The sequence below is a fragment of the Collinsella sp. AM31-2AC genome (genome assembly GCF_003469285.1).
Classification (GTDB): Bacteria; Actinomycetota; Coriobacteriia; order Coriobacteriales; family Coriobacteriaceae; genus Collinsella; species Collinsella aerofaciens_AT.
In genome coordinates this window covers 1-22169 of sequence record NZ_QSJB01000027.1, presented here as the reverse complement: position 1 = coordinate 22169, position 22169 = coordinate 1, and the positions used below count along the sequence as shown (strand labels likewise).

The 22169-nt window shown below is 59.4% G+C and carries 21 protein-coding genes, 1 tRNA gene and 2 pseudogenes; 13 read left to right on the top strand and 11 right to left on the bottom strand.

Annotated features, from left to right (window positions below):
* Positions 1–431: 431 nt before the first annotated feature.
* The 4 genes from DW796_RS09865 to DW796_RS09845 all read right to left on the bottom strand — a co-directional run bounded on the left by DW796_RS09865 (position 432) and on the right by DW796_RS09845 (position 5150).
* Positions 432–508, bottom strand: a tRNA-Glu gene (locus DW796_RS09865).
* A 299-nt stretch (positions 509–807) separates the two neighbouring features.
* Positions 808–2985, bottom strand: a complete 2178-nt coding sequence (locus DW796_RS10565) for a MurT ligase domain-containing protein (RefSeq protein WP_199579854.1) — start codon at positions 2983–2985, stop codon at positions 808–810.
* 45 nt (positions 2986–3030) lie between these two features.
* A complete protein-coding gene (locus tag DW796_RS09850; RefSeq protein WP_118095123.1) occupies positions 3031–4074 on the bottom strand; it encodes a hypothetical protein in 1044 nt (347 codons plus the stop codon).
* Positions 4074–5150, bottom strand: coding sequence for a hypothetical protein (locus DW796_RS09845; RefSeq protein ID WP_118095121.1), 1077 nt, complete (start codon positions 5148–5150; stop codon positions 4074–4076). The genes DW796_RS09850 and DW796_RS09845 overlap by 1 nt, the downstream gene beginning before the upstream one ends.
* A 500-nt stretch (positions 5151–5650) precedes the next feature.
* On the opposite strand from DW796_RS09845, the gene DW796_RS09840 reads away from it, so the two are divergent.
* The 6 genes from DW796_RS09840 (at position 5651) to DW796_RS09815 (ending at position 12219) form a co-directional block, all read left to right on the top strand.
* Positions 5651–6874 carry an iron-containing alcohol dehydrogenase gene (locus DW796_RS09840; RefSeq protein ID WP_089572776.1) on the top strand — a complete coding sequence of 408 codons (1224 nt, stop codon included), beginning with the start codon at positions 5651–5653 and terminating at the stop codon, positions 6872–6874.
* A gap of 78 nt (positions 6875–6952) precedes the next feature.
* The gene (locus tag DW796_RS09835) at positions 6953–8053 is read left to right on the top strand and encodes a glycerol dehydrogenase (RefSeq protein WP_118095119.1); all 1101 of its coding nucleotides are present in this window, start codon (positions 6953–6955) and stop codon (positions 8051–8053) included.
* Between the two features lie 113 nt (positions 8054–8166).
* Positions 8167–9234 carry a glycerol dehydrogenase gene (locus DW796_RS09830; RefSeq protein WP_118095117.1) on the top strand — a complete coding sequence of 356 codons (1068 nt, stop codon included), beginning with the start codon at positions 8167–8169 and terminating at the stop codon, positions 9232–9234.
* Positions 9235–9385: 151 nt separating this feature from the next.
* Positions 9386–10639, top strand: coding sequence for a 4Fe-4S binding protein (locus tag DW796_RS09825; protein WP_118095115.1), 1254 nt, complete (start codon positions 9386–9388; stop codon positions 10637–10639).
* Between the two features lie 114 nt (positions 10640–10753).
* Positions 10754–11830: a redox-regulated ATPase YchF gene (gene ychF / locus DW796_RS09820; RefSeq protein ID WP_118095113.1), complete on the top strand. Its 1077-nt coding sequence runs from the start codon at positions 10754–10756 to the stop codon at positions 11828–11830.
* 11 nt (positions 11831–11841) lie between these two features.
* Positions 11842–12219, top strand: coding sequence for a DUF1648 domain-containing protein (locus DW796_RS09815; protein WP_118095111.1), 378 nt, complete (start codon positions 11842–11844; stop codon positions 12217–12219).
* Between the two features lie 9 nt (positions 12220–12228).
* On the opposite strand, the gene DW796_RS09810 is transcribed toward DW796_RS09815, so the two are convergent.
* Complete coding sequence (locus DW796_RS09810) at positions 12229–12618, bottom strand: hypothetical protein (RefSeq protein ID WP_118095109.1); 390 nt, start codon at positions 12616–12618, stop codon at positions 12229–12231.
* Between the two features lie 76 nt (positions 12619–12694).
* Between DW796_RS09810 and DW796_RS09805 the strand changes: the two genes are divergently transcribed.
* The gene (locus DW796_RS09805) at positions 12695–12913 is read left to right on the top strand and encodes a helix-turn-helix domain-containing protein (RefSeq protein ID WP_118095125.1); all 219 of its coding nucleotides are present in this window, start codon (positions 12695–12697) and stop codon (positions 12911–12913) included.
* A 22-nt stretch (positions 12914–12935) separates the two neighbouring features.
* Here the strand turns inward: DW796_RS09805 and DW796_RS09800 are convergent, their stop codons facing one another.
* Entirely contained in the window at positions 12936–13949 is a 1014-nt protein-coding gene (locus tag DW796_RS09800; protein WP_117786451.1) for an asparaginase, read from the bottom strand.
* Positions 13950–14216: 267 nt separating this feature from the next.
* Here DW796_RS09800 and guaA point away from each other — a divergent pair, with 267 nt between their 5' ends.
* Positions 14217–15815: a glutamine-hydrolyzing GMP synthase gene (gene guaA, locus DW796_RS09795; RefSeq protein WP_118095107.1), complete on the top strand. Its 1599-nt coding sequence runs from the start codon at positions 14217–14219 to the stop codon at positions 15813–15815.
* Positions 15816–15969: 154 nt separating this feature from the next.
* Here guaA and DW796_RS09790 read toward each other — a convergent pair whose 3' ends face one another.
* From DW796_RS09790 to DW796_RS09780, 3 genes are all read right to left on the bottom strand, one after another.
* Complete coding sequence (locus DW796_RS09790) at positions 15970–16800, bottom strand: class I SAM-dependent methyltransferase (RefSeq protein WP_118095105.1); 831 nt, start codon at positions 16798–16800, stop codon at positions 15970–15972.
* Between the two features lie 115 nt (positions 16801–16915).
* Positions 16916–17521, bottom strand: a complete 606-nt coding sequence (locus tag DW796_RS09785; RefSeq protein WP_117843342.1) for a class I SAM-dependent methyltransferase — start codon at positions 17519–17521, stop codon at positions 16916–16918.
* Entirely contained in the window at positions 17508–18137 is a 630-nt protein-coding gene (locus DW796_RS09780) for a class I SAM-dependent methyltransferase (RefSeq protein WP_118095103.1), read from the bottom strand. Before DW796_RS09780 ends, DW796_RS09785 begins: the two co-directional genes overlap by 14 nt.
* A 688-nt stretch (positions 18138–18825) precedes the next feature.
* Here DW796_RS09780 and DW796_RS10485 point away from each other — a divergent pair.
* The 5 genes and pseudogenes from DW796_RS10485 to DW796_RS10480 all read left to right on the top strand — a co-directional run bounded on the left by DW796_RS10485 (position 18826) and on the right by DW796_RS10480 (position 20385).
* Positions 18826–19035, top strand: a complete 210-nt coding sequence (locus tag DW796_RS10485) for a type IV toxin-antitoxin system AbiEi family antitoxin domain-containing protein (RefSeq protein WP_158567726.1) — start codon at positions 18826–18828, stop codon at positions 19033–19035.
* A 197-nt stretch (positions 19036–19232) separates the two neighbouring features.
* The gene (locus DW796_RS09770; protein WP_118095099.1) at positions 19233–19466 is read left to right on the top strand and encodes a hypothetical protein; all 234 of its coding nucleotides are present in this window, start codon (positions 19233–19235) and stop codon (positions 19464–19466) included.
* A complete protein-coding gene (locus DW796_RS09765) occupies positions 19463–19795 on the top strand; it encodes a nucleotidyl transferase AbiEii/AbiGii toxin family protein (RefSeq protein WP_118095097.1) in 333 nt (110 codons plus the stop codon). Before DW796_RS09770 ends, DW796_RS09765 begins: the two co-directional genes overlap by 4 nt.
* A pseudogene (locus DW796_RS10690) lies at positions 19795–19965 on the top strand (IS30 family transposase); the annotation flags it as partial. The gene DW796_RS09765 and the pseudogene DW796_RS10690, both read left to right, overlap by 1 nt.
* 207 nt (positions 19966–20172) lie before the next feature.
* A complete protein-coding gene (locus DW796_RS10480) occupies positions 20173–20385 on the top strand; it encodes a hypothetical protein (protein WP_118095095.1) in 213 nt (70 codons plus the stop codon).
* A 26-nt stretch (positions 20386–20411) separates the two neighbouring features.
* Here DW796_RS10480 and DW796_RS09755 read toward each other — a convergent pair.
* Both DW796_RS09755 and xerA read right to left on the bottom strand, forming a co-directional pair.
* A pseudogene (locus DW796_RS09755) lies at positions 20412–20954 on the bottom strand (restriction endonuclease subunit S); the annotation flags it as partial.
* 57 nt (positions 20955–21011) lie between these two features.
* The gene (gene xerA / locus DW796_RS09750; RefSeq protein WP_117818001.1) at positions 21012–22004 is read right to left on the bottom strand and encodes a site-specific tyrosine recombinase/integron integrase; all 993 of its coding nucleotides are present in this window, start codon (positions 22002–22004) and stop codon (positions 21012–21014) included.
* Positions 22005–22169 lie beyond the last annotated feature (165 nt).

Below are 22169 nucleotides of genomic sequence, written 5' to 3'. Positions count from 1 at the left end.
GGGCGGAGGCGGGGCATGCCCCGCCTCTTACACCACATCTCTGCACGCTACCCGCCTGGCGTCCAAATTGCCTTCTGATGGCATGAAATCGCTGTTACTAAATTGGTAACAGTACTCATATTTGCTATTTTTTGCCCACGGGCCCTTGGACGACAGTGTGATTTATGCTGTCGGGTTCGAATCCCGGCGTATGGGTAGCAAAAAGCCCGCTACCGAATTGGTAACGGGCTTCTCAGATTCTGTGGTGCCCCCAGCGGGATGTCCGCGTGCGGCTGGCGCCGCCCGCTTTCGCTGCGTCGCTCCGCTCCTTGCGTGCTGCGCCGGAAAACGCTTGCGCGTTTCCTCAGCTCCGCACCCTGTCGGGTTCGAATCCCGGCATATCGGTAGCAAAAAGCCCGCCACCGCGAGGGCAACGGGCTTCTCAATTTAAATGGTGCCCCCAGCGGGATTCGAACCCGCGATATCCACCTTGAAAGGGTGGCGTCCTTGGCCGCTAGACGATGGGGACAGCGGGAAAGAGTATAGCAGACTTTTTTGCCGGCGCGTATATCGTTGGCAAACTGGAAAACCACCACACAGGAGCCGACTCTCTATCCCGATTTTCAAATATCTCAATCTGTAACATCTGAGTGGGTAAATCGGCTCTACCTGTTACAGATCGAGACAAACGACGGGCGTCGGGACGAACGTCTCAATCTGTAACAGTACAACGACTTTTAACGGTCTAGATGTTACAGATCGAGACAAACTACCGTGGCGGGTCAAAACCACCACAAAGGCGCCTGCCTCTTTCGTCGTGGTGGGGTGCTAGGGGAGGAGCTTCATGGCGGCATCGTGAGCGGCGTGCTCGTAGGTGTCGTCGAGGGGCTTGAGCGGCAGCAGGGCTGTGGCCTGCGCATCGCCGCGGCGCTCGAGGGCGTGGGTAATGAGCCAGTCGGCAAGCTCGGGGTTCTTGGGCAGTGCCGGTCCGTGTAGATACGTGCCGATGACGCCCTTGTAGATCAGGCCCGCAAAGCCATCGTCGCCGTTGTTGCCGGTGCCCGCGACGACGGACGTTCCGAGCGGCATCGCCTCTGCGTCGAGCAGGGTGCGGCCGCCGTGGTTCTCGAATCCCACAAAGGGCTCGGGCGCCAGGTCGGTCGTGACGGCGACATTGCCGATCAGGCGGTCGGAGCCGCGCACAGTCTCGGCGGCAATGACGCCCAGACCCTCAATGCGATCCTCGCCCATATAGTACGAACGGCCGAGCAGCTGATAGCTGCCACAGATGGCAAGCAGTGTGCCGCCAACCTCAACATAGGCCGCGACCTTGTCTTTTTGGGCGAGCAACTCGTGTGCCACGGCTAGCTGGTCGCGGTCGGAGCCGCCGCCCATCATGACGATATCGGCATCGGCCAAATCAAGCGTCTCGCCCATGCGGACCTCGTCCACGCGCACGGGAATGCCACGCCAGGCGCAGCGGCGCTCGAGCGCGATAACATTGCCGCCGTCACCGTAGAGGTTAAGGGCATCGGGATACAGGTAGACGATGCGCAGGGGACGCGAAAGCTCGACCGGCGCGATGCCGACAGGAAGAGCGCTGCCGTCGGCACGGACTACGGCGCGGGCAGCAACCGTGGCTGCATCGGCACCCTTCAGCCCGTCGAGTTCTTTGACCAGCGGCGGGAAGGCCGTGTAGTTGGCGACGGCGTAGAAGGTGTCATCGGCGGCCTCGTCTGCCACGGCACCGATCGCCTGCGCGATGTCCGAGATAATCGCGGCATCGATGCCGGCGTACTTGAGGCGTACCTGCATGTCGTGCGCACGCGTGCCTCCGGCAAAGGCGACAAGACCCGGCGTGTCGGCGATGCGCTCGAAGTCGACATCGTAGATCCACGAGACATCGTGGCCGTCGGCATCGTTATCGTTTAGGAAGAAGGCGCAGAGCCTGCCACCTGCCGTTTTAATGGACTGGATCTGGCGATCGAAGCCCACGGGATTCTTGGCCAGGTTGGCCTCGACGGTGCGGCCGGCAATATCCCAGCGGCCCATGCGTCCGCCGGCGGGCACGTAGGCATTAAGCGTGGGCTGCAGGTGCGCCGCGTCCACGCCCAGCTCGTGCGCCGCAAAGAAGGCGGCGGCGACGTTATAGACCATGTACAGGCCGTTGTAGCGCGTGGCGATGTGCACGGCGGGCGCGTTGGCCTCAGGTCCAAAGGCCAGGTCAAAGCCGTAGCCGTCGCAGCCGAGCTCAACGCCCGTCACGCGGCGGAGCAGCGCGGGGCGACCCCAGCCGCACGAAGGGCAATGATAGGCGCCCAGCTGTCCGTACTGCACATAGTCGTATTCCAGCGGGGCGTTGCACTGCGAGCAAAAACGCGAGTCGCTAATGCGGTCGGACTCGGTGCCCGTGGCGCCGTCGATGCCAAAGGCGATGCTTGCATTGGGAACGCGCGCGGCGATTGCGGCACAAAGCGGGTCGTCTGCGTTGTAAATGAGCGTCGTTGCCGGAGAGAGCTCCAACGCATGGGCGATGACGTCTTGGGTATGGTCGATCTCGCCGTAGCGGTCTAGCTGGTCTCGGAACAGGTTGAGCAGCACAAAGTACGTCGGTTTGAGCTTGGGCAGAACGCGTACGGTGTAGAGCTCGTCGCACTCAAAAACGCCCACGCGCTTGCCGCTGGCCGTTCGCTTAAGGTTGCCGCGCGCCTCGAGCAACGCGCCCACCACGCCCGGCTCCATGTTGTTGCCAGCACGGTTGCACACCACGGTGGCGCCGCTGGCGGCAACGGCGTCGGCGATGAGGTTGGAGGTGGTGGTCTTGCCATTAGTACCGGTAATCACCACGCTGCGGTCGACAAGGCCGGCGAGGTCGCTCAGCAACTCGGGGTCGATCTTCATGGCGATGCGGCCGGGGAGTACGCCGCCCTGGCGCTTAAGGATAGAGCGCAGCCCCCAGCGGGCGATATCGCTCGAGGTGCAGGCGAGAGATGAGCGGAAGTTCATGAAGTCGTTCCTAACGTGAATGACATGGTCGGGGCGATCGCGTCGCTAAAAGCCGTAGCGGCGCGCAAATTCCTGGGCAAGCTGCGACACGTCTTCGCAGGCATTGGCCCAGGGGGCAAAGTCTGGAGTGTCCGAGATGATGCCGTCCGCTTCCCAAACGGCCTGGTGCGAAAGATCCCAGGGATCGCGTGGCTCGGGCCGGCAGGGAAGGTACGGTGTCTGGTACATGGGATTCAGCAAGAAGAACGCGCCGCCCTCGCAGCGGTTAGCGAACTCACGCAGCGCACGCGTCGCCGGGCGCATCTTGTTCGTTTTGAACAGCAAGATCGTGCGGGCGAGCAGGTACCAAGGAGAGTTCTCGAGTGCATCGGCTCCCATCTGCTCCTCGAGCTGGTGGGCCAGGGCAAAAAAGCCGTCCTGGTCTTCTAGGCGGGCGAGGGCGAGCAGCACGGTGCCGGCGGCCCGGGTGGGATAGCCTTCCGCCTTAAGAACGCGGCGAGCATAGTTGGCGGCGGCGCGGTAACGAGCGCTCGCCATGCACAGCTGCGAGATGGCCTCGAGTGTGTGAAGCCACCCGATAAGAGCCGGCTCGCTCACGGTAAGGTCTGCTGCGGTGACACCGTTGGCCAAAACATTATTGGCCCAGTAGTGCGGGGCTTCCATGTCGAACCCGGGCACGCTTTGCTGCAGGTAATCGGCCGTGGTCGCCTCGAGCTTCATCAGGTCGCCCAGGCAGGCGTCAACGGGCGTGTCGGCCAGGATGATGGCGAGCAGCTGCGCGTCGACGGCCAGCGCATCGACGCGGACGATCTTGAGCAGCTCGTCGCGCATGTCGTCGAACAGGCGGTTGCGCGTCTGCTCAAACTCCTCGTCGCTGCCCATGTCCTCGATGCGATGGAGCTCGTCGAGCAGGTGGCGATGAGCGCCGGCATAGGACAGCAGTGCCTGGGCATGCTCGGCCTGCGCATACTTTTGAGGATTCGCGCTAATGTCGTTATGGACAAGCTCGCGTGCTGCATCGGTGAGCTCGGGGTGCGACGCCAGATAGGTGCGCTCCAGGTAGGCGGGGATGTAGACGCTCGGATCCATTAGAGGTCCCCTCCCTTAAATGGAAGCCCCTGCTCGGCCGCGCGCAGGATGCGCTCGTCGATCTGGGAGCGCACGATGTCGTTGGTGGCGATCCAGGCGGCAAAGCTGGCGTTGTCGGGGGCGCCCAGGCCCTCCTGCAGTACCGGCGTCGCCTCGGACAGCGCAAGGACAAGCTCGTCGGTGGAGCCTGCACCCACGTTGACGCGGGCATAGACGCCATCGGGAAACTCGGTTTGGAAGTAGAGCGCCTCGGCTGCGTGCGGACACGAGCGCGCAAGGATGCGCAAGTAGTGCTCGGCGCCCTCGTAGTCCAGCTCGCGCCAAGCAGCGCTCATCAGCGCGATGAGCGTCCATGGGTCCAAGTCACGCTCCGCATCTTTGGGGCGGCGACGCAGCGGGGTATTCGCGAGGTACGGCACGGAGTGAGCGGAGCGAAAGCGCTTGAGCTCCTCGGCGGGGTATTCGAGTTTTGCCATGGCGAGCATCGCGGTGTGGCGGACACCAGCGGGGTCGTTGGGCGCAAAGTCCAAGCTGCGATTTGCGGCTTCGAGCGACATGCGATAGCGGCCGCTAATGAGGGCGCGCGATGCCAAGGCGGCAAGCCAGCGCAGATAGGGGCGGCGCGCGAGGTCGCCAGCGGCCTCGCGCTCGTAGGGGTCCTGAGCCGAGGCGATCTTGAGCGCCAGGTCATGCTCGACTTCATCGCACTTGGACACCAGGTACTGTACGTATTCCTCGTTGGATTCGGCGGTGAGCGCCGTCAGCATGCGCTGGGCATCCCAGTTGGTCGGATCGAGCGCGGCTGCCTCGCGGAGCATGTTCTCGGCTGCGGCTTCTTCTTGCTCTGCCTGGGCGTCGTCGGGGATAAAGGGGATGCGGTAGTCGACAGCCTCGACCACCTTGGCAATGAGGTGCCCGGCGCGGTCGCGGTCGTGCACGATGAGCGGTGCAGGGTTGCGGGTGAATTGTTCCATCAGACGCTCTACGGCGGCACCGTCGGTGAGCGGGATATTGTCGCGGCGCAAGGCCTCAAGAACGAGGCGATGGCAATCCTCTTGAATGGGATCGAATGCCATGGGGCCTCCTTTGCTGCGGTTAGGGTTCAAATGTCTCTATATAAGGTTCTAGTTTACCCGCATGTGGCACACCGGGGGTGCCGCACTTGGACTTGCACCTTTGCACCACGAAGACGGATGTCGCACAAATGTCGGCACCTTGGACGACCGAGTGGTATCACGGTGCCGCAAACGGTCGATTTTTGGCGGCGAACGGGGCACATTTTGGAGGAGCACCGTCCTGCCCGGGATATGTGGTCAACCTTGATAAAACGTTTGCCCAGCTTGGGAGTATGAATGCCCCACAAGGGCCTTCAGGGATAGAAAAAACGTTTCATCATTGTCGGCTTTAGGTGAATAACTGACCAACCAGAACGGTAGAATAGTGTTTGTCTGAGCGTTGAGACGTTTAGACATCGCGCATTGTCATCGCCGGCAACGCGCAAAACGGTCCTAACGGAGCCAATCGGGTGCTCCGTTATATACGCAAGTCTAAGAGGGGCTTGTTTAGGAGGCACAGTATGGGACGTTTTACCAATCCTCGCGATCTGTACTTTGGTGAGGGCGCTCGCCACGAGGTGAAGAACCTCAAGGGCAAGAAGGCCATCATCGTTTCTGGCGGCAGCTCTATGCGCCGCGGCGGGTTCCTGCAGGACGTCGAGAACGACCTTAAGGAAGGCGGTTTCGAGGTCAAGCTGTTCGAGGGCGTCGAGTCCGACCCGTCCATCGAGACGGTCATGAAGGGCGCCGAGGCCATGCGCGAGTTCGAGCCCGACTGGATTATCGCCATCGGTGGCGGCTCGCCCATCGATGCCGCTAAGGCCATGTGGGTCTTCTACGAGTATCCCGAGGAGTCCTTCGATAACATCATCCAGCCGTTCAGCTTCCCCGAGCTGCGTCAGAAGGCTCATTTCTGCGCCATCTCCTCTACCTCCGGCACCGCTACCGAGGTCACCGCGTTCTCCGTCATTACCGACTACGCCAAGGGCATCAAGTACCCGCTGGCCGACTTCAACATCACCCCTGATGTCGCCATCGTCGACCCCGAGCTCACCTACACCATGCCCGCCAAGCTGTGCGCTCACACCGGCATGGATGCTCTGACCCACTGCATGGAGGCCTACGTTTCCACCTGCGCCTCTATGTTCACCGACGCCAACGCCCTGCACGGCATCCGCGAGATCGTCGAGTGGCTGCCCAAGTCCTATGCTGGCGACCATGAGGCCCGTCAGCACATGCACGAGGCTCAGTGCATCGCCGGTATCGCCTTCTCCTCGGGCCTGCTCGGCATCGTTCACTCCATGGCTCACAAGACCGGTGCTGCCTTCGAGAACGGCCACATCATCCACGGTGCTGCTAACGCCATGTACCTGGGCAAGGTCATCCAGTGGAACTCCAAGGACCCGCGTGCTGCCGAGCGTTACGCTTACGTGGCCAAGGAGATCCTGCACCTTCCCGGCGAGACCAACGAGGAGCTCATCGCTGCGCTCGTCCAGAAGATCCGCGACCTCAACGACCAGCTCAACATTCCGCAGTCCATCAAGGATTACGCGAATGGCGGCGTGAAGGTTGACGCCGAGAACCCGCAGATGGTTTCCGAGGAGGAGTTCCTCGCCAAGCTGCCCGAGATCGCCGCGAACGCCGAGACCGACGCCTGCACGCCCGAGAACCCGCGTGAGACCAAGGCTGCCGACTTCGAGAAGATCCTCAAGGCCTGCTACTACGACACCGACATCGATTTCTAATCGACTCTTGTTATCGTAACGAGGGGCTCCGCACGTATCTGTACGGAGCCCCTTTCTTTTTTAGAGAATGGGATAGTTATGGCTGCAATTTTCAATAGCCCCAGCAAGTATATCCAGGGCCCGGACGAGCTGGCCAAGCTCGGTTCTTATGTCGAGCCGCTCGGCGCTAAGGCCCTCGTCATCGTGACGCCTTCGGGCAAGAAGCGCGTCGGCGCCAAGATCGAGGGCGGTTTTGCCGAGGCTAAGGCCGAGCTGCTGTTTGAGGACTTTAACGGCGAGTGCTCCAAGGGCGAGGTCGATCGCCTGGTTGCGCTCGCTCGCGACAACGGTTGCGACATCATCGTCGGCGTCGGTGGCGGCAAGATCCTCGACACCGCGAAGGCCGTCGCCTATTACCTGGAGTCCCCGGTTATCATTTGCCCCACCATTGCTTCGACCGATGCCCCGTGTTCGGCGCTTTCGGTGCTCTACACCGACGATGGCCAGTTCGATAAATATCTCTTCCTTAAGGCAAACCCCAACATTGTCCTGATGGATACGACGGTTATCGCGGCGAGCCCGGTGCGCCTGACGGTTTCCGGTATGGGCGATGCGCTCGCAACCTACTTCGAGGCCCAGGCGACGCATGATGCCGACGGTGGCACCTGCGCTGGCGGCAAGGGCGGCATGGCCGGTCTGGCGCTCGCCAAGCTCTGCTACGAGACGCTTATGGCCGATGGCGTCAAGGCCAAGGTCGCGCTGGAGAAGGGTGCGCTCACGCCTGCCGTCGAGCATATCATCGAGGCCAACACGCTGCTCTCCGGCATTGGCTTTGAGAGCTCGGGCCTTGCTGCTGCTCATGCCGTCCACAATGGCCTGACGATGCTGCCCGAGTGCCACGGCATGTATCACGGCGAGAAGGTCGCCTTTGGCACCATCGTCCAGCTGGTACTCGAGGATGCTCCGACTGAGAAACTCGAGGAAGTCTTGGGCTTCTGCATTGAGCTGGGCCTGCCGGTCACGATGAAGGAGCTTGGCGTTGCCGAGGTTACGCGCGAGAAGGCCATGATTGTTGCCGAGGCCGCGTGCGCGCCCGAGGACACCATGTGCAACATGCCGTTTGAGGTGACGCCCGAGATGGTCGCAAACGCCATCCTGGGTGCCGACGCGCTGGGCCACTACTACCTTATGGATGAGTAAACTAAGCTAAGGAAGGGGCAAAGCCAACAGATGGCTTTGCCCCTTTTTGCTATGGTGCAAAGGGGTCAGGTTACTTTGCACCAATCGGTGTTTGATGAAGGGCGGATTCTCGTATGGCGCTTCCTATGGTTTATGGCGGTCCCGGCCGGTATGTTCAGGGGCCGGGCGAACTTTCGCGTCAGGGCAGGTATTTGTCATGGTTGGGCTGCGCTGCCTATGTCTTGTTTGACCAGGGCACCGAGGATCGGCTGTGCAGGCAGATCGTCGATGGATTTCTGGATGAAGATCTAAGCGAGCCGTTCTTTAAGATTTACAACGGTCCGTGTACGGAAGATGCCGTTGTCGAAATGGCCAAGGAAGCCCAGGCCGAGTATTGCGACATGGTGGTGGGCATTGGCGGCGGCAAGATGCTCGATATCGCAAAGGCCGTTGCGTTTTATGCTGAGCTGCCGTTGTGTGTATGCCCCACGGCGGCTTCGATGGACGGTCCGTGCAGCGCGATTTCGGTGCTGTATCACGAGGATGGGTCGTTCGATCGCTATCTGATGCTCGAGAAGAATCCGGACCTGGTCGTGGTCGATACCAACGTGGTCGCGGCGGCCCCGCTGCGCATGACGGTCGCCGGTATGGGCGACGCGCTGGCAACGTACTTTGAGGCGCGTTCGTGCGCCGCGGCGCACGGCGCGAACGAGCACGGTGGCGCGCCGGGGCACTTGGCACTGGTCGCGGCACGTGCCTGCTACGATACGCTTATGGAATGCGGCGTCGCTGCCAAGCGCGATCTCAAAAAGGGGCGTACATCGCCGGCGGTTGAGCGCCTGATCGAGTGCAACATCCTGCTTTCGGGCGTTGGCTTTGAGAGCGGTGGCTTGGCGTTGGCGCATGCCATCGCCAACGGTCTGACGATTCTGCCCGAGTGCAAGGCCATGCACGGCGAGGCCGTGGCGTTTGGTCTGGTGGTCCAGCTTCGTCTGGAGCGTGCGCCCGAGCTTGAACAGGTGCTCGAGTTTTGTCAGCGCGTCGGTCTGCCGACGACGCTCGAGGAGCTGGGCCTTGGCGAGATTTCCGATGCCGACCTGATGAGCGTTGCGGATGCGGCCTTTAGAAACGAACGCAATATGGCCAACGAGCAGGCCAAGGTGACCAAGCAAAAGCTCGTCGAGCTCATGCGCGAGGCATAGTTTGGCGCTTGATCGACCTTGTGCAATCGGGGCGGCGATAGGCCATAGGCTATTTGCCGCAAAGGTGCTCCGCGTGTAATTTGCCCGAGGCCCGCGCCGATAGCGTATCATTATCTCTTGCTTGTTTGCACTGCTCAGGGAGGGGCCGCGCATGGCGCAGGAACACGATCTATTTGATGACATTATCGAGATCAGCAAGGGTTTCGACTTTCTTAAAAACCCGCTTGGCGGCGTGACCGATGCGCTCGATCCGTCGGCGCCGCAGTGGAATCCTGCCGACTACAAGGAGCGTCCGCGTGGCAACACCATTCCGTGTCTGACCTGCAAAAACGAAAAGAGCGGCTGCACCGCGTGCATGGACGTGTGCCCGGTCAACGCTATCGAGGTCGAGGAAGACGCCATCGAGATCCTCGACTCCTGTCGCAAGTGCGGCCTGTGCGCCGCTGCCTGTCCGACCGAGGCGATCATCTCGCCGCGCTTGGCGCCCAAAAACCTGTATGACGACATCGTCTCTGCTGCTACGAGCCACGAGACCGCCTACGTCACCTGCACGCGCGCCCTTAAGCGCATGCCGCGCGAAAACGAGGTCGTCGTCGCCTGCGTGGGCGATATTACGGCCGAGACCTGGTTCTCGGTGCTGGCGGACTATCCCAACGTGAGCGTGTACCTGCCGTTGGGCGTGTGCGATAAGTGCCGCAACACCGGTGGCGAGGATATTCTGGGCGAGGCCATCGCCACCGCCGAGGAGTGGGCCGGTACGGGCATGGGCCTGGAGGTCGACCCCAAGAGCCTCAAATGTCATAAGCGCCGCGAGTACGAGCGCAAGGAGTACATGGAAAAGATCGCCCGCACCACGGGCCTAACCGTGACTAAACTCAACCCGGCGACTGCGGCACTGGCCTCGGTGACGCAGAAGCTCAAAGCCCATCGCCATCAGATTACCCAGCTGGAGCGCACGCTCAATACCATGTGCGGCGCCACGACGGCAAAACGTCGCCGTACGCTTACGCACGGGCGCCAGCTGGTACTCTCGACGTTGCAAAACCACCCCGAGCTTGCCCAGAACATGCAGGTGAGCACGCCGGAATGCGATTTTGACAAGTGCACGTCGTGCGGCGAGTGCGTCAATGTGTGCCCCACGTTCGCCTGCGATCTGGTGGGAAGCGGCCGCTTTGCACTGGAGTCCACGTATTGCTTGGGCTGCGGTGCCTGCGTCAAGGTGTGCCCTGAGCATGCGCTCAAGTTGGTTGAGCACGACGCGTCCAATCTGGTCGTCGTCGATCCCGAAGCCGAGGAAAAGGCCGCCCAGAAGGCGAAGGCTCACGAAGAAGCTGAGAAGGTCAAGGCCGAGGCAAAGGCCAAGCTTGACAAGATGCTCGACCAGGTGGAAAAGCTCGCGGACTAGTCAGCGACCTCTATCTCTGCTTCATTCGTGCCGCCGTGGCGTCTGGGTTCGCCCAGATGCTGCGGCGGCGCTATACTTATGCAGTTTGAAATGCCTGTACCAAAAGGAGCTGTCGTGTCCCTTTCCATCGGTATCGTGGGCCTGCCCAACGTGGGCAAGTCGACGCTGTTCACCGCGCTTACCAAAAAGACCGGCCTTGCCGCCAACTACCCATTCGCCACGATTGACCCCAACGTGGGTATCGTCGACGTGCCCGATAGCCGCCTGCAAAAGCTCGCCGACATCGTTAACCCGGGTCGCATCGTGCCGGCGACGGTCGAGTTCGTCGACATCGCAGGTCTGGTGAAGGGAGCTAATGAGGGCGAGGGTCTGGGTAACCAGTTCCTGGCCAACATTCGCGAGACCGACGCCATTTGCGAGGTCGTGCGCTACTTTAAGGACCCCAACGTCATGCGTGAGGTGGGCCGCACGGGCGAGTTCGTCGACCCCGCCGGCGATGCCGACACCATCATGACCGAGCTCATCCTGGCCGATATGGGCACGCTCGAGAAGCAGCTGCCCAAGCTCGAGAAGGAGGCCAAGCGCGACAAGGAGCTCATGCCCAAGTTCGAGGTCGCCAAGCGCCTGCTCGACTGGCTCAACGAGGGCAAGCGCGCCGCGTCCATGGAGATGACCGACGAGGAGCGCGCCGCCGCCAAGGGCCTGTTCCTGCTCACCATGAAGCCCATCCTGTATGTGGCCAACGTGGACGAGGATATGCTCAACGAGGACCTGGCGCCCATCGATGGCGTCAAGCCGCTGCCGATCTGCGCCAAGATTGAGGCCGAGCTTTCCGAGCTCGATCCCGAGGATGCGGCCGACTACCTGGAGAGCTTGGGCCTGGAGCAGCCTGGCCTGGACGTGCTCGCGCAGGCTGCCTACAAGCTGCTTGGTCTGCAGTCGTTCTTTACGGCTGGCGAGATGGAGGTCAAGGCCTGGACGGTTCGCCAGGGCGCGACTGCCCCGCAGGCCGCCGGCGTCATCCACACCGATTTTGAGCGCGGCTTTATTAAGGCCGAGGTCATTGGTTACGACGACTACATCGAGCTCGGTGGCGAGCAGGGCGCCAAGGCTGCCGGCAAGCTGCGTATTGAGGGCAAGGACTATGTCATGGCCGATGGCGACGTCGTGCACTTCCGCTTTAACGTGTAAAGGCGACGCATATGTTTAAATACGGCAAAAAAGCTGGCTACATGGGCATTGCGCTGCTCATACTTGCGGTGATTCCGTTGGTGGTCGCAGCGTGTGTTATCCCCAACATTGGTCCCGAGGTGGCAACAAAGTTTAATGCCGCCGGTGAGGTGACGCGCTGGGGCAAGAGCTACGAGCTGCTGGCGCTGCCGGTGCTCAACCTGCTGCTGAGCGTGGCGACGTACTTTACGGCAGGACGTCAGGCTAAAAACAATGATGACTCCGCCGCCATGGCGCGCATCGTGTGCGAGCGCTACCTGCGAAACGGCTGCATCACGGGTGTGTTCCTCAACGTGATTAACGTTTACTTTATGTACTCGGCTATTACCGGAACGGGCTTTGGCTTTTAGGTTGCACCTTTAGGCAACGAGCCTACAAGCAAATTCAATGGCTGCTGCGAGGCCGCCGCTCGATCGTGGTTTAAAGACCATGTCGGCGGCGGCCTCGTTTTCGTATCCGGCGCCGCGAAGGGCGAGCGCGATACCGGCTTCTAAAAGGAGCGGCAGGCCGCGTTGGCTGGTTGCGATTACGGCAGCCTGATTGAGCGAGCAGCTGTGCGCTTGGCATTGGATGGCAAGTTCACCTTGCGCCGGGCAAGGGACCAGAACGGCGGCGACGCGACTTGATAGCAATGCAAATGCCGTGCGCTCATCGGGCGAAAGGCATTCTGCTTCAACGACGACGAGCTTGGGCGGTGCGCTGTTTGTGCGCAGCGTGGTTCGGCACATGCGGACCGAAGAACCCGACATAGAAAACTCCTGTGTATTCGGCAAAACGTAAACTATAGTTTACGTTTTTGTTTTGCTCCATTTCAAACTCGTCTGCATGAATGAACATGCGAAACAGATTCTTGGCGAGCGAGTCGAGCAGACGCGCAAGGCCCTTGGTATCTCCAAGGTCGATTTTTGCGTGGCGGTTGGAATCAGCCGACCTTATCTCGACCAAATCGAAAGCGGAAAGGCAAACAGTACGCTCGAGATTCTATTTAAACTTGCGCCCGCGCTTGGCATGACGGTGTCAGAGCTTCTCGAGGGTATCGAATAGGGGATACCCGTCGACAACTGAATTACGCCATCGGGATGCGGTCGTGGTTGACTTGGCTGTAGAACAGGCGCTGGATCTCGGCGGCATCGCGCGATTGGCCGAGTGCCCACATGGTTTTGGCCACGAGCGTCTCGGTTGTCATATCGTCGCCGCGCAGAATGCCCGGATGATCGGCGTAAGCACGGCCGACCTCATAAACGCCCAGATCGAGGCCCTCTTCGGGGACCTGCGTGGTCATAACGACGGTGCGGCCCGAATCGACCCAGCGGAAAATTGCCTCTTGGAACGACTCGCCCGACTCACCAAACTCGGGGATACCGCCAATGCCAAAGGTCTCCAGAATCACGGCGTCGTAGCTATCGGCAAGGGCGTCCAGGATACCCGGGTTTACGCCGGGCGTAAGCTTGAGTACAAATACGCGCGGGTCGATGCTGTCGTAGAAACGAACCGGGTTCTCGTTCTGGTGAGTGCCATGGAGTCCGTTGCGAACGATGCGGTCGTTGCGGATATAGGCAATGGGCGGATAGTTGACGCTAATGAACGCGTTAAAGCTCATGGTACGCTGCTTGCGGGCGCGCGTGCCGGCAATGGCGACGCCGCCAAACACAATCGAGACATCGTGCGAGTGCTCGTCGAGCGCATAGAGCAGGCTCTGGTACAGGTTGAGCTTGGCGTCGGTAAAGGGATTGCCCATGGGCTTTTGCGAGCCGGTGAGCACGATGGGCTTGGGGCTGTCCTGAATCAGGTAGGAAAGCGCTGCCGCGGTGTAGCTCATGGTGTCGGTACCGTGCAGAATCACGAAGCCGTCGTGGTCGGCATAACCCTCGACGATGACGTCGCGGATACGCATCCAGTCACTGGGGCGCATATTGGTGCTGTCGATGTTCATGGGCTGCACGACGTCGAGCTCGCAGAGGCCCGAGATCTCGGGGACGCTCTGGGCGAGCTCCTCACCGGTCAGGGCGGGGGAGAGGCCATTGCCGTCCTCGGTCGATGCGATGGTGCCGCCCGTGGCGATGAGAAGGATGCGCTTCATGCTGGTATTCCTATCGTATTTGCCGCCGCAGAGGCGGAGTCGTTCGGCAGTATTGTGGCACAGGGCGTCCAATGTTCAAACGTATTACATCATCTGTAACGTTTGGTAACACTTCAATCGCCGTCAAATAGGGCCCCGGTCGTGCGTTTGCCGTGCGCTGATGGCTGCGAGGGACGAGAAACCCCATATAACGTGTACACTATGAAAGTTATTTTCGTTCATTCACGCGGGTGGGCACCGGCTCCCCGCCAACAAGAGGGGGAAACCATGGATCAAAAGGCTTCCGCAAAGGTCCTCGTACTCGACTTTGGTGCGCAGTACGGTCAGCTCATTGCCCGTCGCGTCCGCGACCTCAACGTGTATTCCGAGATCGTTCCCTGCGACATCTCGGCCGATGAGATTCGCGAGATGAACGCCTCTGCGCTCATCCTTTCTGGCGGCCCGGCCTCCGTATACGCCGAGGGCGCTCCGTCCATCGATCCTGCCATCTTTGACCTGGGCCTTCCCGTCCTGGGCTTCTGCTACGGCCATCAGATCACGGCCGTGACGCTCGGCGGCAAGGTCGGCCACTCCGAGGTGGGCGAGTACGGCCGCGCCACTATTACGCGCACTGCCGGCGCCAAGCTCTTTAACTCCACGCCTATGGAGCAGACCGTGTGGATGAGCCATCGCGACGCCGTTTCCGAGGTGCCCGAGGGCTTTACCGTTACCGCCAGCACCGACGTATGCCCGGTTGCCGCCATGGAGTGCGTCGAGCGCAAGATTTTCACCACGCAGTTCCACCCCGAGGTCAAGCACTCCGAGTACGGTCAGCAGCTGCTGAGCAACTTCCTGTTTGAGATCTGCGGCCTGGAGCCCAACTGGAGCATGGACAACCTGGTCGAGACCATGACGGCCGAGTTTCGCGAGAAGGTCGGCGACGACCGCGTGATTCTGGCCCTGTCCGGCGGCGTCGACTCCTCTGTCGTGGCTGCGCTGGGCGCCCGCGCCGTGGGCAAGCAGATGACCTGCGTGTTCATCAACCACGGCCTTTTGCGCAAGGGCGAGCCCGAGCAGGTGGAGGAGGTCTTCACCAAGCAGTTTGACGTCGACTTTATCCACGTCCACGCCGAGGACCGTTATGCCGAGCTTCTGGCCGGCGTGACCGAGCCCGAGGAGAAGCGCCGCATCATCGGTACGCAGTTCTGGAAAGAGTTCTTCGCCGTGGCGCAGCAGCTCGAGTGCGACGGCAAGCCGGTCAAGTACTTGGCTCAGGGCACCATCTACCCCGACATCATCGAGTCCGGCGCTCGCAAGACGGGCGGCAAGACGGCCACCATCAAGAGCCACCACAACCTGATCCCGTTCCCCGAGGGCGTGCACTTCGACCTCATCGAGCCGCTCGACCACTTCTTTAAGGACGAGGTCCGTGCACTTGGTCTGGCGCTGGGCCTGCCGGGTAACATCGTGTTCCGCCAGCCTTTCCCGGGCCCGGGTCTGGCCATCCGCATCATCGGCGCGGTCGACAAGGAGAAGCTCGAGATCCTCAAGAATGCCGACGCCATCGTGCGCGAGGAGCTCGACGCCTATAACCAGCGTCTGTTTGAGCAGACCGGCGAGCGCAACTCCGAGCACAGCTGCTGGCAGTATTTCGCGGTCCTGCCCGACATCAAGTCCGTCGGCGTTATGGGCGACGAGCGCACCTATCAGCGCCCGATCATCTTGCGCGCCGTGGAGTCCAGCGACGCCATGACCGCCGACTGGGCCAAGCTGCCCTACGACGTCCTGGCCCGCATCTCCGGCCGCATCGTTGCCGAGGTCCCTGGCGCCAACCGCGTATGCTACGACATCACGTCCAAGCCGCCCGCGACGATCGAGTGGGAATAGAACATACGTTCTATAAAATAATATAGTATTAGATAGCGGGCACGGTTTCAATCGAATCCGTGTCCGCTGCTGTATGTGTGTCCTTGCACGCCCAATATGTGCCGTAAAAGCCGCCTTCTTCAACGTCAAAGTGAATGGGCTTCATTTTTGCCTTTTAAAATCCAATTTTCACGATTTGCATTTTCATCCCGTTGTCACCGACCCTTGCGAGAAGCCGGAAAAAGCCGCTGACAGAAGGGTCTCTCAAATCGTTGTAGCCCAGCATATAGCCGCGACTTGTGACCTGCAGACGGCTGTCCCACGTGCCGATTTCCTTGGCGGCATCCGAAACCGCAAAATATGCCCCCACATCCTTGATTTTTGCAGTCTTAAGCCATGTTTTTGCGATCATCTTTACCGCCGTCCGATTGGCAGCATCAAAGACCAGCACACTGCCGGGGAAAGCGTCCGCCATCCCCCGCACCAGTTCCCGGACCTGCTGGGTCAGAAAGTAATAGAACACCCCGGAGGCAAAGAACACCGCCCCGCGGGAGGCATCGATTTTGCTAAACCATGCGGTGTCTTTCAGGTCGCAGGGGATATTTTGTTCTCGATCCCCGGCGGGCAGCAGCTGCTGCCGCAAGGCAATCACATCCGGGAAGTCCAGATTGTAGATCTTGCATCTACCGTTGTCGCAGGTTCTGCCGGTGTTGTCCAGCCCGCAGCCCAGATTGACCACCGCCGCATTGGGGTGGTCTTTCAGGTAATCCCGCACCTCGAAAGCAAGATCACTCTGCCGTGTGGCCACCTCCAGCGCACCAAAGCGCTGCATCAGGCTGCGGGAGTTTTTCTCTGCCTCTGAAAAGTCGTAGTCGATCTGGTCGAGCAGACGAACCGCTGTTTCATCCCTGTAAAGGTTCGGGTACAACTCCGTACACAGCTTCCGGGAATACAGCGGGAGGATCAGCGTCTCCTGCACGGTGTTTTTCTCAATTTTACATTTCATAGGTTTCTTCCTCAGTGAATAAAAACTGTCATAATTGCCGCCAGCATAGCCGCTATGACCGTCATGCCTATCGCCATGTGCAGGATGGATGCAAAAATACCCGTGCTTGATGCCCCTACTTCCGCGCCGTGACGCAGAGCCACTTTTTCTTTTTGTGTATCTGCACCTCGTGAAAACCCGCCCGCTCCAGACATGCCTTTAATTCAATGTCCTTGTAGATGGTCATGCCGCCGATGATCTGCGTCCACCTCTCGTCCTTGTCCGTATCGCCATTGCTCTCGTTGCAGATAAGAATTGTCCCGCCTGGCTTCAGCGTCCGCCAGACCTCGCGGAAGCATCGGGGCAAATCAGGCCAAAAATAGACGGTCTCAAAGGCCGTGGCAGCATCGAAGTAGCTATCATCAAACGCCATATCCGCCACACTGCCTTGCAAGACGGCGCAACGCCCCTCCTGAATTGCAGTTCGGTTGAGCTTTCTAGCCTTCTCCACGCTGACGGGCGAATAGTCGATGCCCTTGACGACGCCATACGGGCATTTTTTCAGCAGCCGTTTTATGTTTGCCCCGCCGCCGCAGCCGCAATCTAGCACCTTGGCGTTTGGCGCAAGTCGTAGAAATCGAAGTCCCCACCGCGCCACAGGGCTGTGGCCCAGGTTCATCATGGCAACCATAAGTTTTCCGCCGAGGCCCACGGGCTTGCGGGTGTTTTCAAAGAACGACATCTGGCCCCTCCGATTTCGTGCATTCCGCATAGGTCAACGGGAACGAGGCCTTCAGCACCGCGCTTTTCTGCACCGCCCAGCCGTTTTGACGCAGGAAACGTAGGTATTCCTCGCTTGTCCACCTGCTGTGGAGGGGGAATCCCGCCATGCTCATGAAAAAGGCTTTTGCCTTGCCGGAAACCGAGTTCCCCGCGTGGGTGAAGGTTGGCGCGATGAGCACGCCGTCGTCCTTCAGCACCTGCCTGATTTCTTGCAGGGCCTTTTCCGGATGCGGCACTATGTGAAGCGCGTTGGACACGATCACCACTTCGAAGGACTTCCGTGCATAGGGCAGGCGGAACATATCTTGTACGGAAAAGTGCAGCTTTGCGGATTGATTGTCCCGCTTCGCTTCAAGGATCATCTTTGCAGAGGCGTCCGTAGCCTCGATGTGCGCCGCCGCATTCACGATGCTCTTTGCGATAAGCCCCGTGCCGGTGGCGACCTCCAGTACGGTTTTTGCTTTCACTACCGGCCGGATCAGCCCATACATCTTCTCATACGCCGCCCGGTCGTTTCGCATGAAACGGTCATACCGACCGGCGTTCTTGTCCCAGAAACCCTCGCGTTCGTGCATGGCTGTCGCCCCCAAACAGTTAGAGCCATCTAACTATAACACACGAATCATGCAGTAAGATGAGGCTAACCTTCTTTTCTTGGCTAAGACGCATCTCTTCGGTTTTCGCTTATAACGGCGCGAATCAGATACTAGGCTGGAGCTGAAGAAAGAGCTCGGCGGACAGGTAGGTCGATACCGGTTCCCGGAACGGTGATCCAGCCAATTACACCAGGGCCCTAGTCATTGAGTGGGAATAGCGGGAACTGGCTTCTGAGCTCGCATTTTGGTGCTGCCGAGTACCGCCTGATGCTGTTTCGGCGTCGCCATAGAGCAAGGCCACCAGCGAAATAGTGGGAACAGCGGCCTCCGAACTTTCTGGTTCTGAGGCTTCCTTTTTGCATGCCTACCTGGGGAAACGGCCCAATTATTCCGCATGCCCCTACTGGGCGGTACGGGAAAATAGGGCCCTGCGGGAATAGTGCACAATTCGGGTCCCCTGGAGGCCGATTCCGCAAGGCTGAAACTGAGTTGAAACTGCATGGCGGATTCAAGCCCTTTTCAATTGCGTTTGCTCGGGTCAACAAACAGGAATATAAATACGCAGAATCGGTTTTCGCAGTATCTGCAACCTCGAATGCCGCCAAATTGCGTCGCGCAAACTGAGTATATTTGCTTGCATTGTTGCAATACTTGCTACAATGCAAGCATGAAACTAATCGAGGCCATACGAGCCACCAACGATATCGCCTCTTCCCAAAGGGGGCTCTTCACGTCTGCGCAGGCGAAGGTGCTCGGCGTCGAGTGGTGCGCGCTCTCGAGGCTGGAAGGGCTCGGCAACATAGAGAGGCTCGCGAAGGGCGCCTACCGCATGGGCGGCTCGCCGAGCACGCGGGAGGAGAACGTCCTCGCGGCCTGACTGTCGATCGACCCGGGGAGGCGCCCCGGCGACATCGCGGGCGAGGGCGTGCCCGTCGCCATGGGGGGGGGACGGCTGCATGGCTCTACGGCATCGGCGAGGTCAGCCCCTCGCCCTACGAGTTCTGCACGCCCGAGAGAAAGCAGACTAAGCGCCCGAACCTGATCATCAGGAAGCGCCGCCTCGACCCGAAGGACGTGGCGATCGTCTCGGACATCCCGGCGACGAGGCCCTGGCTCACGGTGGTGGACCTGATAGACTCCGGGGAGGAGCTGAGCCTGGTCGCGAACGTGCTCGCGGACGCGCTCGAAAGGGGCCTCGTCGAAGACGAGGGCACGCTGAGGGAGAAAATCGACGCGAGGGGGGCAAAAGCCGGGATGCCGGCGGGGGCCAGCCTGTGCGGTTCGTTAGCTAGGAGGCGGGAAGAATGACGTACGAGAACGGCGGTCAGCTCGACAGGGCCCTGAAGAGGGTCGTTCGCGACAGGGGCGGTGACCCTGGGGACGGCTGTCGTCGGGCTTTGCGCGACCGGTTCCTGTGCAGGGTGTTCAGCAACCCCGACGGCCGGTTCATCCTCAAGGGCGGAAGCGGGCTGCTCGCGCGCATCCCCGACGGCCGCGTCACGCGCGACATCGACTTCGCGACGGCATCTGTGTTTGATAGCGTTCAATTTACGGGTTGGGGCTGCGGTGGAAATCCTGGATCAAAAGAGGACCAGGATTTCCACCGCAGCCCCAAACCGAAAATCAGGCTTGACTAAACACAGACGGTCTGTTGCGCGAGTACTTCCCGAAGGGGACCGGCTTCTCTGCGGTCTCGGACGAGGAGGTCGAGCGGGTGTACGATGCCATCAACCGCAGGCCCCACAAACGCCTGGGGTTCAGGACGCCCTACGAGGTCCACTACTCAGAGGTGTTGCACTTGCTCTGAGAATTCAAGCTCGAAAAGGCGCAAGCAAAGGTATCTTGACTACGCTCTAAAGCGTGGCGTGAAGTCCGGCATCGTTGACGCGCTGAGGCTTCAGGGAATTGCCGCGAGTGAGGTTGACGCGGTTTCTGTTGTGGTTGACGAGCATTCGACTTCGATCGACGGAAAGTACAACCTGGCAGAATCGATTGATGAGGAGCTGAGCTGCGCATGTTCAATCCAACGTGGCAGACTTCCTACCCTCCTGTATTTAGCGACTGGCTGCCCAAGATTCCAGTCTCCTATGTCGACTCCTCCAAGGTGGCTATGGTGAGAGCGGCTGACGTGACGGCGAACTGGGCATTTATGGCCGAGCGCGACAAAGAGACATATCCGCGAGCCTACGAGATGCTATCAAAGGCGACGGTCCTCGGGCTTCTGTAGCGTTGGACATGTAACTATCTGTCTTTTCAAAAGCCGTGAAGATCTTGGTGGATGATAAATTGCGATTTGTCGACCTGGGCGACGAAGTCGGCGAACTCTTGCTGAAGCTCAAGGGGAGGCAAGGGAACCGTCATTCTCTTTAGATCTTCTTTGGTAATTGCCTCCCTTGTTGCTCCAGCCGCTCTTGAGCCGTTTAGCAGGAGTCTCTGATACGAATCACTGATCAGCACCGTGTTCAATAGCACCGGTAGCATCCGTTTTTGGTCGACTCTGACAATTGAGACATGCTGATTAACACGTCCACCAGCCAATTCATCCGGCAAAAGACATGAACGAGCAACCGAAGCGCCAGTAATATTCAGAAGCACGTCACCCTTCATCAGCGTGACGCCTTCTAGTTTTGCGGCTTGTTCATCATCAATACAAGCAAGGTCCTTCCACACGAAACGACCGTTGTGAACATTCATACTTCTGACCAGCGGAACACCTTCGGCCTTGTATGCCGTTTTGCCGCCTCGTGGTGTTGCTCCGGAACCCAACTTGGTACAGAGGTCTTCAAGCCTAACGAAAGGCCATTTTTTACCATCGACCGGATCGCCAAATACCTCTACAAACCGTGATTTGACTTAACAGATATACCTTCTGTGAGAGTCCCTTACGTTGTCCTGATCGACCATTGCGTACATCAACGTTGTGTCAATCTTTTGATGGCCAAGCAGCTTCTGCACCTGCTCGATGGGCATTCCTTTTCCAATTGCTTTGGTGGCCAGCGTTCTCCTGAACTTATGTGGGTGGACGTGTTTGACGCCTGCTTTTGTTCCCAAGGAGCGAAGGCGGAGCTCGACTCCGCTTACTTGCAGCCTGGAACTCGGCTTTGTGAGACTACAGAATAGCGCGGCGACGTTATCGCTGCGTTCTTGCAGGTAGTTGTTTAGGTGCAGCTTTGTAGTTGCATCAAAATAGACGACTCTCTCTTTGTTGCCCTTTCCGAGTACAATGCACTCTCGCCGATTTAGATCAACGTCTTCTCGATTGAGCGAGACGAGTTCGCCTATTCTCATCCCTGTTGAACTAAGAAGGTTGATGATTGCCAGATCCCTCTTGCAAGAACAGGCGTCTGTGAGGGCTATAAGTTCTTCATCAGAATATACGGACTTGACCGTTCTCTTTGAGCGAATCTTTTTAATGCGTCGTGCAGGGCTTTTGAGTATATGGTTCTCGTCTTCAAGCCAAGAGAAGAATGACGACAGGATGCGCCTGACGTTGTCGACGGTGATGCTCCCCGCGTTATTACCTATGGGATATTCGCTCAGGTATGTTCGTAAGTCATCTGAACTAATCCGGATAATTGGTTTTTTGATTGCTTCGAGCGCCCTTGTAAGTGTGGCCTTGTAGTACCTGATGGTCTTAGGCGAGCATCCCTCGATGGTTTTGGCTGCGAGGAATCGCTCCATGTACTTTGAGGCCTCGTCTTCGACATTGCTGAGCGCGTTCACTTCAAGTTCGATGCCCCTGAGTTCGCTCATAAGGACGCTCTCGAGATACGAAAGCACTTCGCCGCTAACGAGTGCCTGCATTTTTGTGAGAACCGCGTTTGCTATTTCGACCGTCGTGTGCATCAGTTCCTCCCATCCCGATATGGATGGGAGGAACGTATCACGCGAGGAATCGGTTTAGAAGGGCGTCGCGCTCTGCGGAAAGGGCGTCGACCTCTTGCTCAAGTGCAAATTGCGATTTGTCCGCCTCGGCAGCGAAGTCGGCGAACTCCTGTTGGAGGGACAACG

What these genes read in the sequence shown, in the direction of transcription:
- DW796_RS10485 (WP_158567726.1), top strand. Translation starts at nt 18,826, where the DNA reads ATGAAACTAATCGAGGCCATACGAGCCACCAACGATATCGCCTCTTCC.
- DW796_RS09800 (WP_117786451.1), bottom strand. Translation starts at nt 13,949, where the DNA reads ATGAAGCGCATCCTTCTCATCGCCACGGGCGGCACCATCGCATCGACC.
- DW796_RS09805 (WP_118095125.1), top strand. Translation starts at nt 12,695, where the DNA reads ATGAATGAACATGCGAAACAGATTCTTGGCGAGCGAGTCGAGCAGACG.
- DW796_RS10565 (WP_199579854.1), bottom strand. Translation starts at nt 2,985, where the DNA reads ATGAACTTCCGCTCATCTCTCGCCTGCACCTCGAGCGATATCGCCCGC.
- DW796_RS09835 (WP_118095119.1), top strand. Translation starts at nt 6,953, where the DNA reads ATGGCTGCAATTTTCAATAGCCCCAGCAAGTATATCCAGGGCCCGGAC.
- DW796_RS09850 (WP_118095123.1), bottom strand. Translation starts at nt 4,074, where the DNA reads ATGGATCCGAGCGTCTACATCCCCGCCTACCTGGAGCGCACCTATCTG.
- DW796_RS09790 (WP_118095105.1), bottom strand. Translation starts at nt 16,800, where the DNA reads ATGAAATGTAAAATTGAGAAAAACACCGTGCAGGAGACGCTGATCCTC.
- DW796_RS10480 (WP_118095095.1), top strand. Translation starts at nt 20,173, where the DNA reads ATGTTCAATCCAACGTGGCAGACTTCCTACCCTCCTGTATTTAGCGAC.
- DW796_RS09785 (WP_117843342.1), bottom strand. Translation starts at nt 17,521, where the DNA reads ATGTCGTTCTTTGAAAACACCCGCAAGCCCGTGGGCCTCGGCGGAAAA.
- DW796_RS09810 (WP_118095109.1), bottom strand. Translation starts at nt 12,618, where the DNA reads ATGTCGGGTTCTTCGGTCCGCATGTGCCGAACCACGCTGCGCACAAAC.
- DW796_RS09830 (WP_118095117.1), top strand. Translation starts at nt 8,167, where the DNA reads ATGGCGCTTCCTATGGTTTATGGCGGTCCCGGCCGGTATGTTCAGGGG.
- DW796_RS09825 (WP_118095115.1), top strand. Translation starts at nt 9,386, where the DNA reads ATGGCGCAGGAACACGATCTATTTGATGACATTATCGAGATCAGCAAG.
- DW796_RS09815 (WP_118095111.1), top strand. Translation starts at nt 11,842, where the DNA reads ATGTTTAAATACGGCAAAAAAGCTGGCTACATGGGCATTGCGCTGCTC.
- guaA (WP_118095107.1), top strand. Translation starts at nt 14,217, where the DNA reads ATGGATCAAAAGGCTTCCGCAAAGGTCCTCGTACTCGACTTTGGTGCG.
- DW796_RS09780 (WP_118095103.1), bottom strand. Translation starts at nt 18,137, where the DNA reads ATGCACGAACGCGAGGGTTTCTGGGACAAGAACGCCGGTCGGTATGAC.
- DW796_RS09765 (WP_118095097.1), top strand. Translation starts at nt 19,463, where the DNA reads ATGACGTACGAGAACGGCGGTCAGCTCGACAGGGCCCTGAAGAGGGTC.
- xerA (WP_117818001.1), bottom strand. Translation starts at nt 22,004, where the DNA reads ATGCACACGACGGTCGAAATAGCAAACGCGGTTCTCACAAAAATGCAG.
- DW796_RS09840 (WP_089572776.1), top strand. Translation starts at nt 5,651, where the DNA reads ATGGGACGTTTTACCAATCCTCGCGATCTGTACTTTGGTGAGGGCGCT.
- DW796_RS09845 (WP_118095121.1), bottom strand. Translation starts at nt 5,150, where the DNA reads ATGGCATTCGATCCCATTCAAGAGGATTGCCATCGCCTCGTTCTTGAG.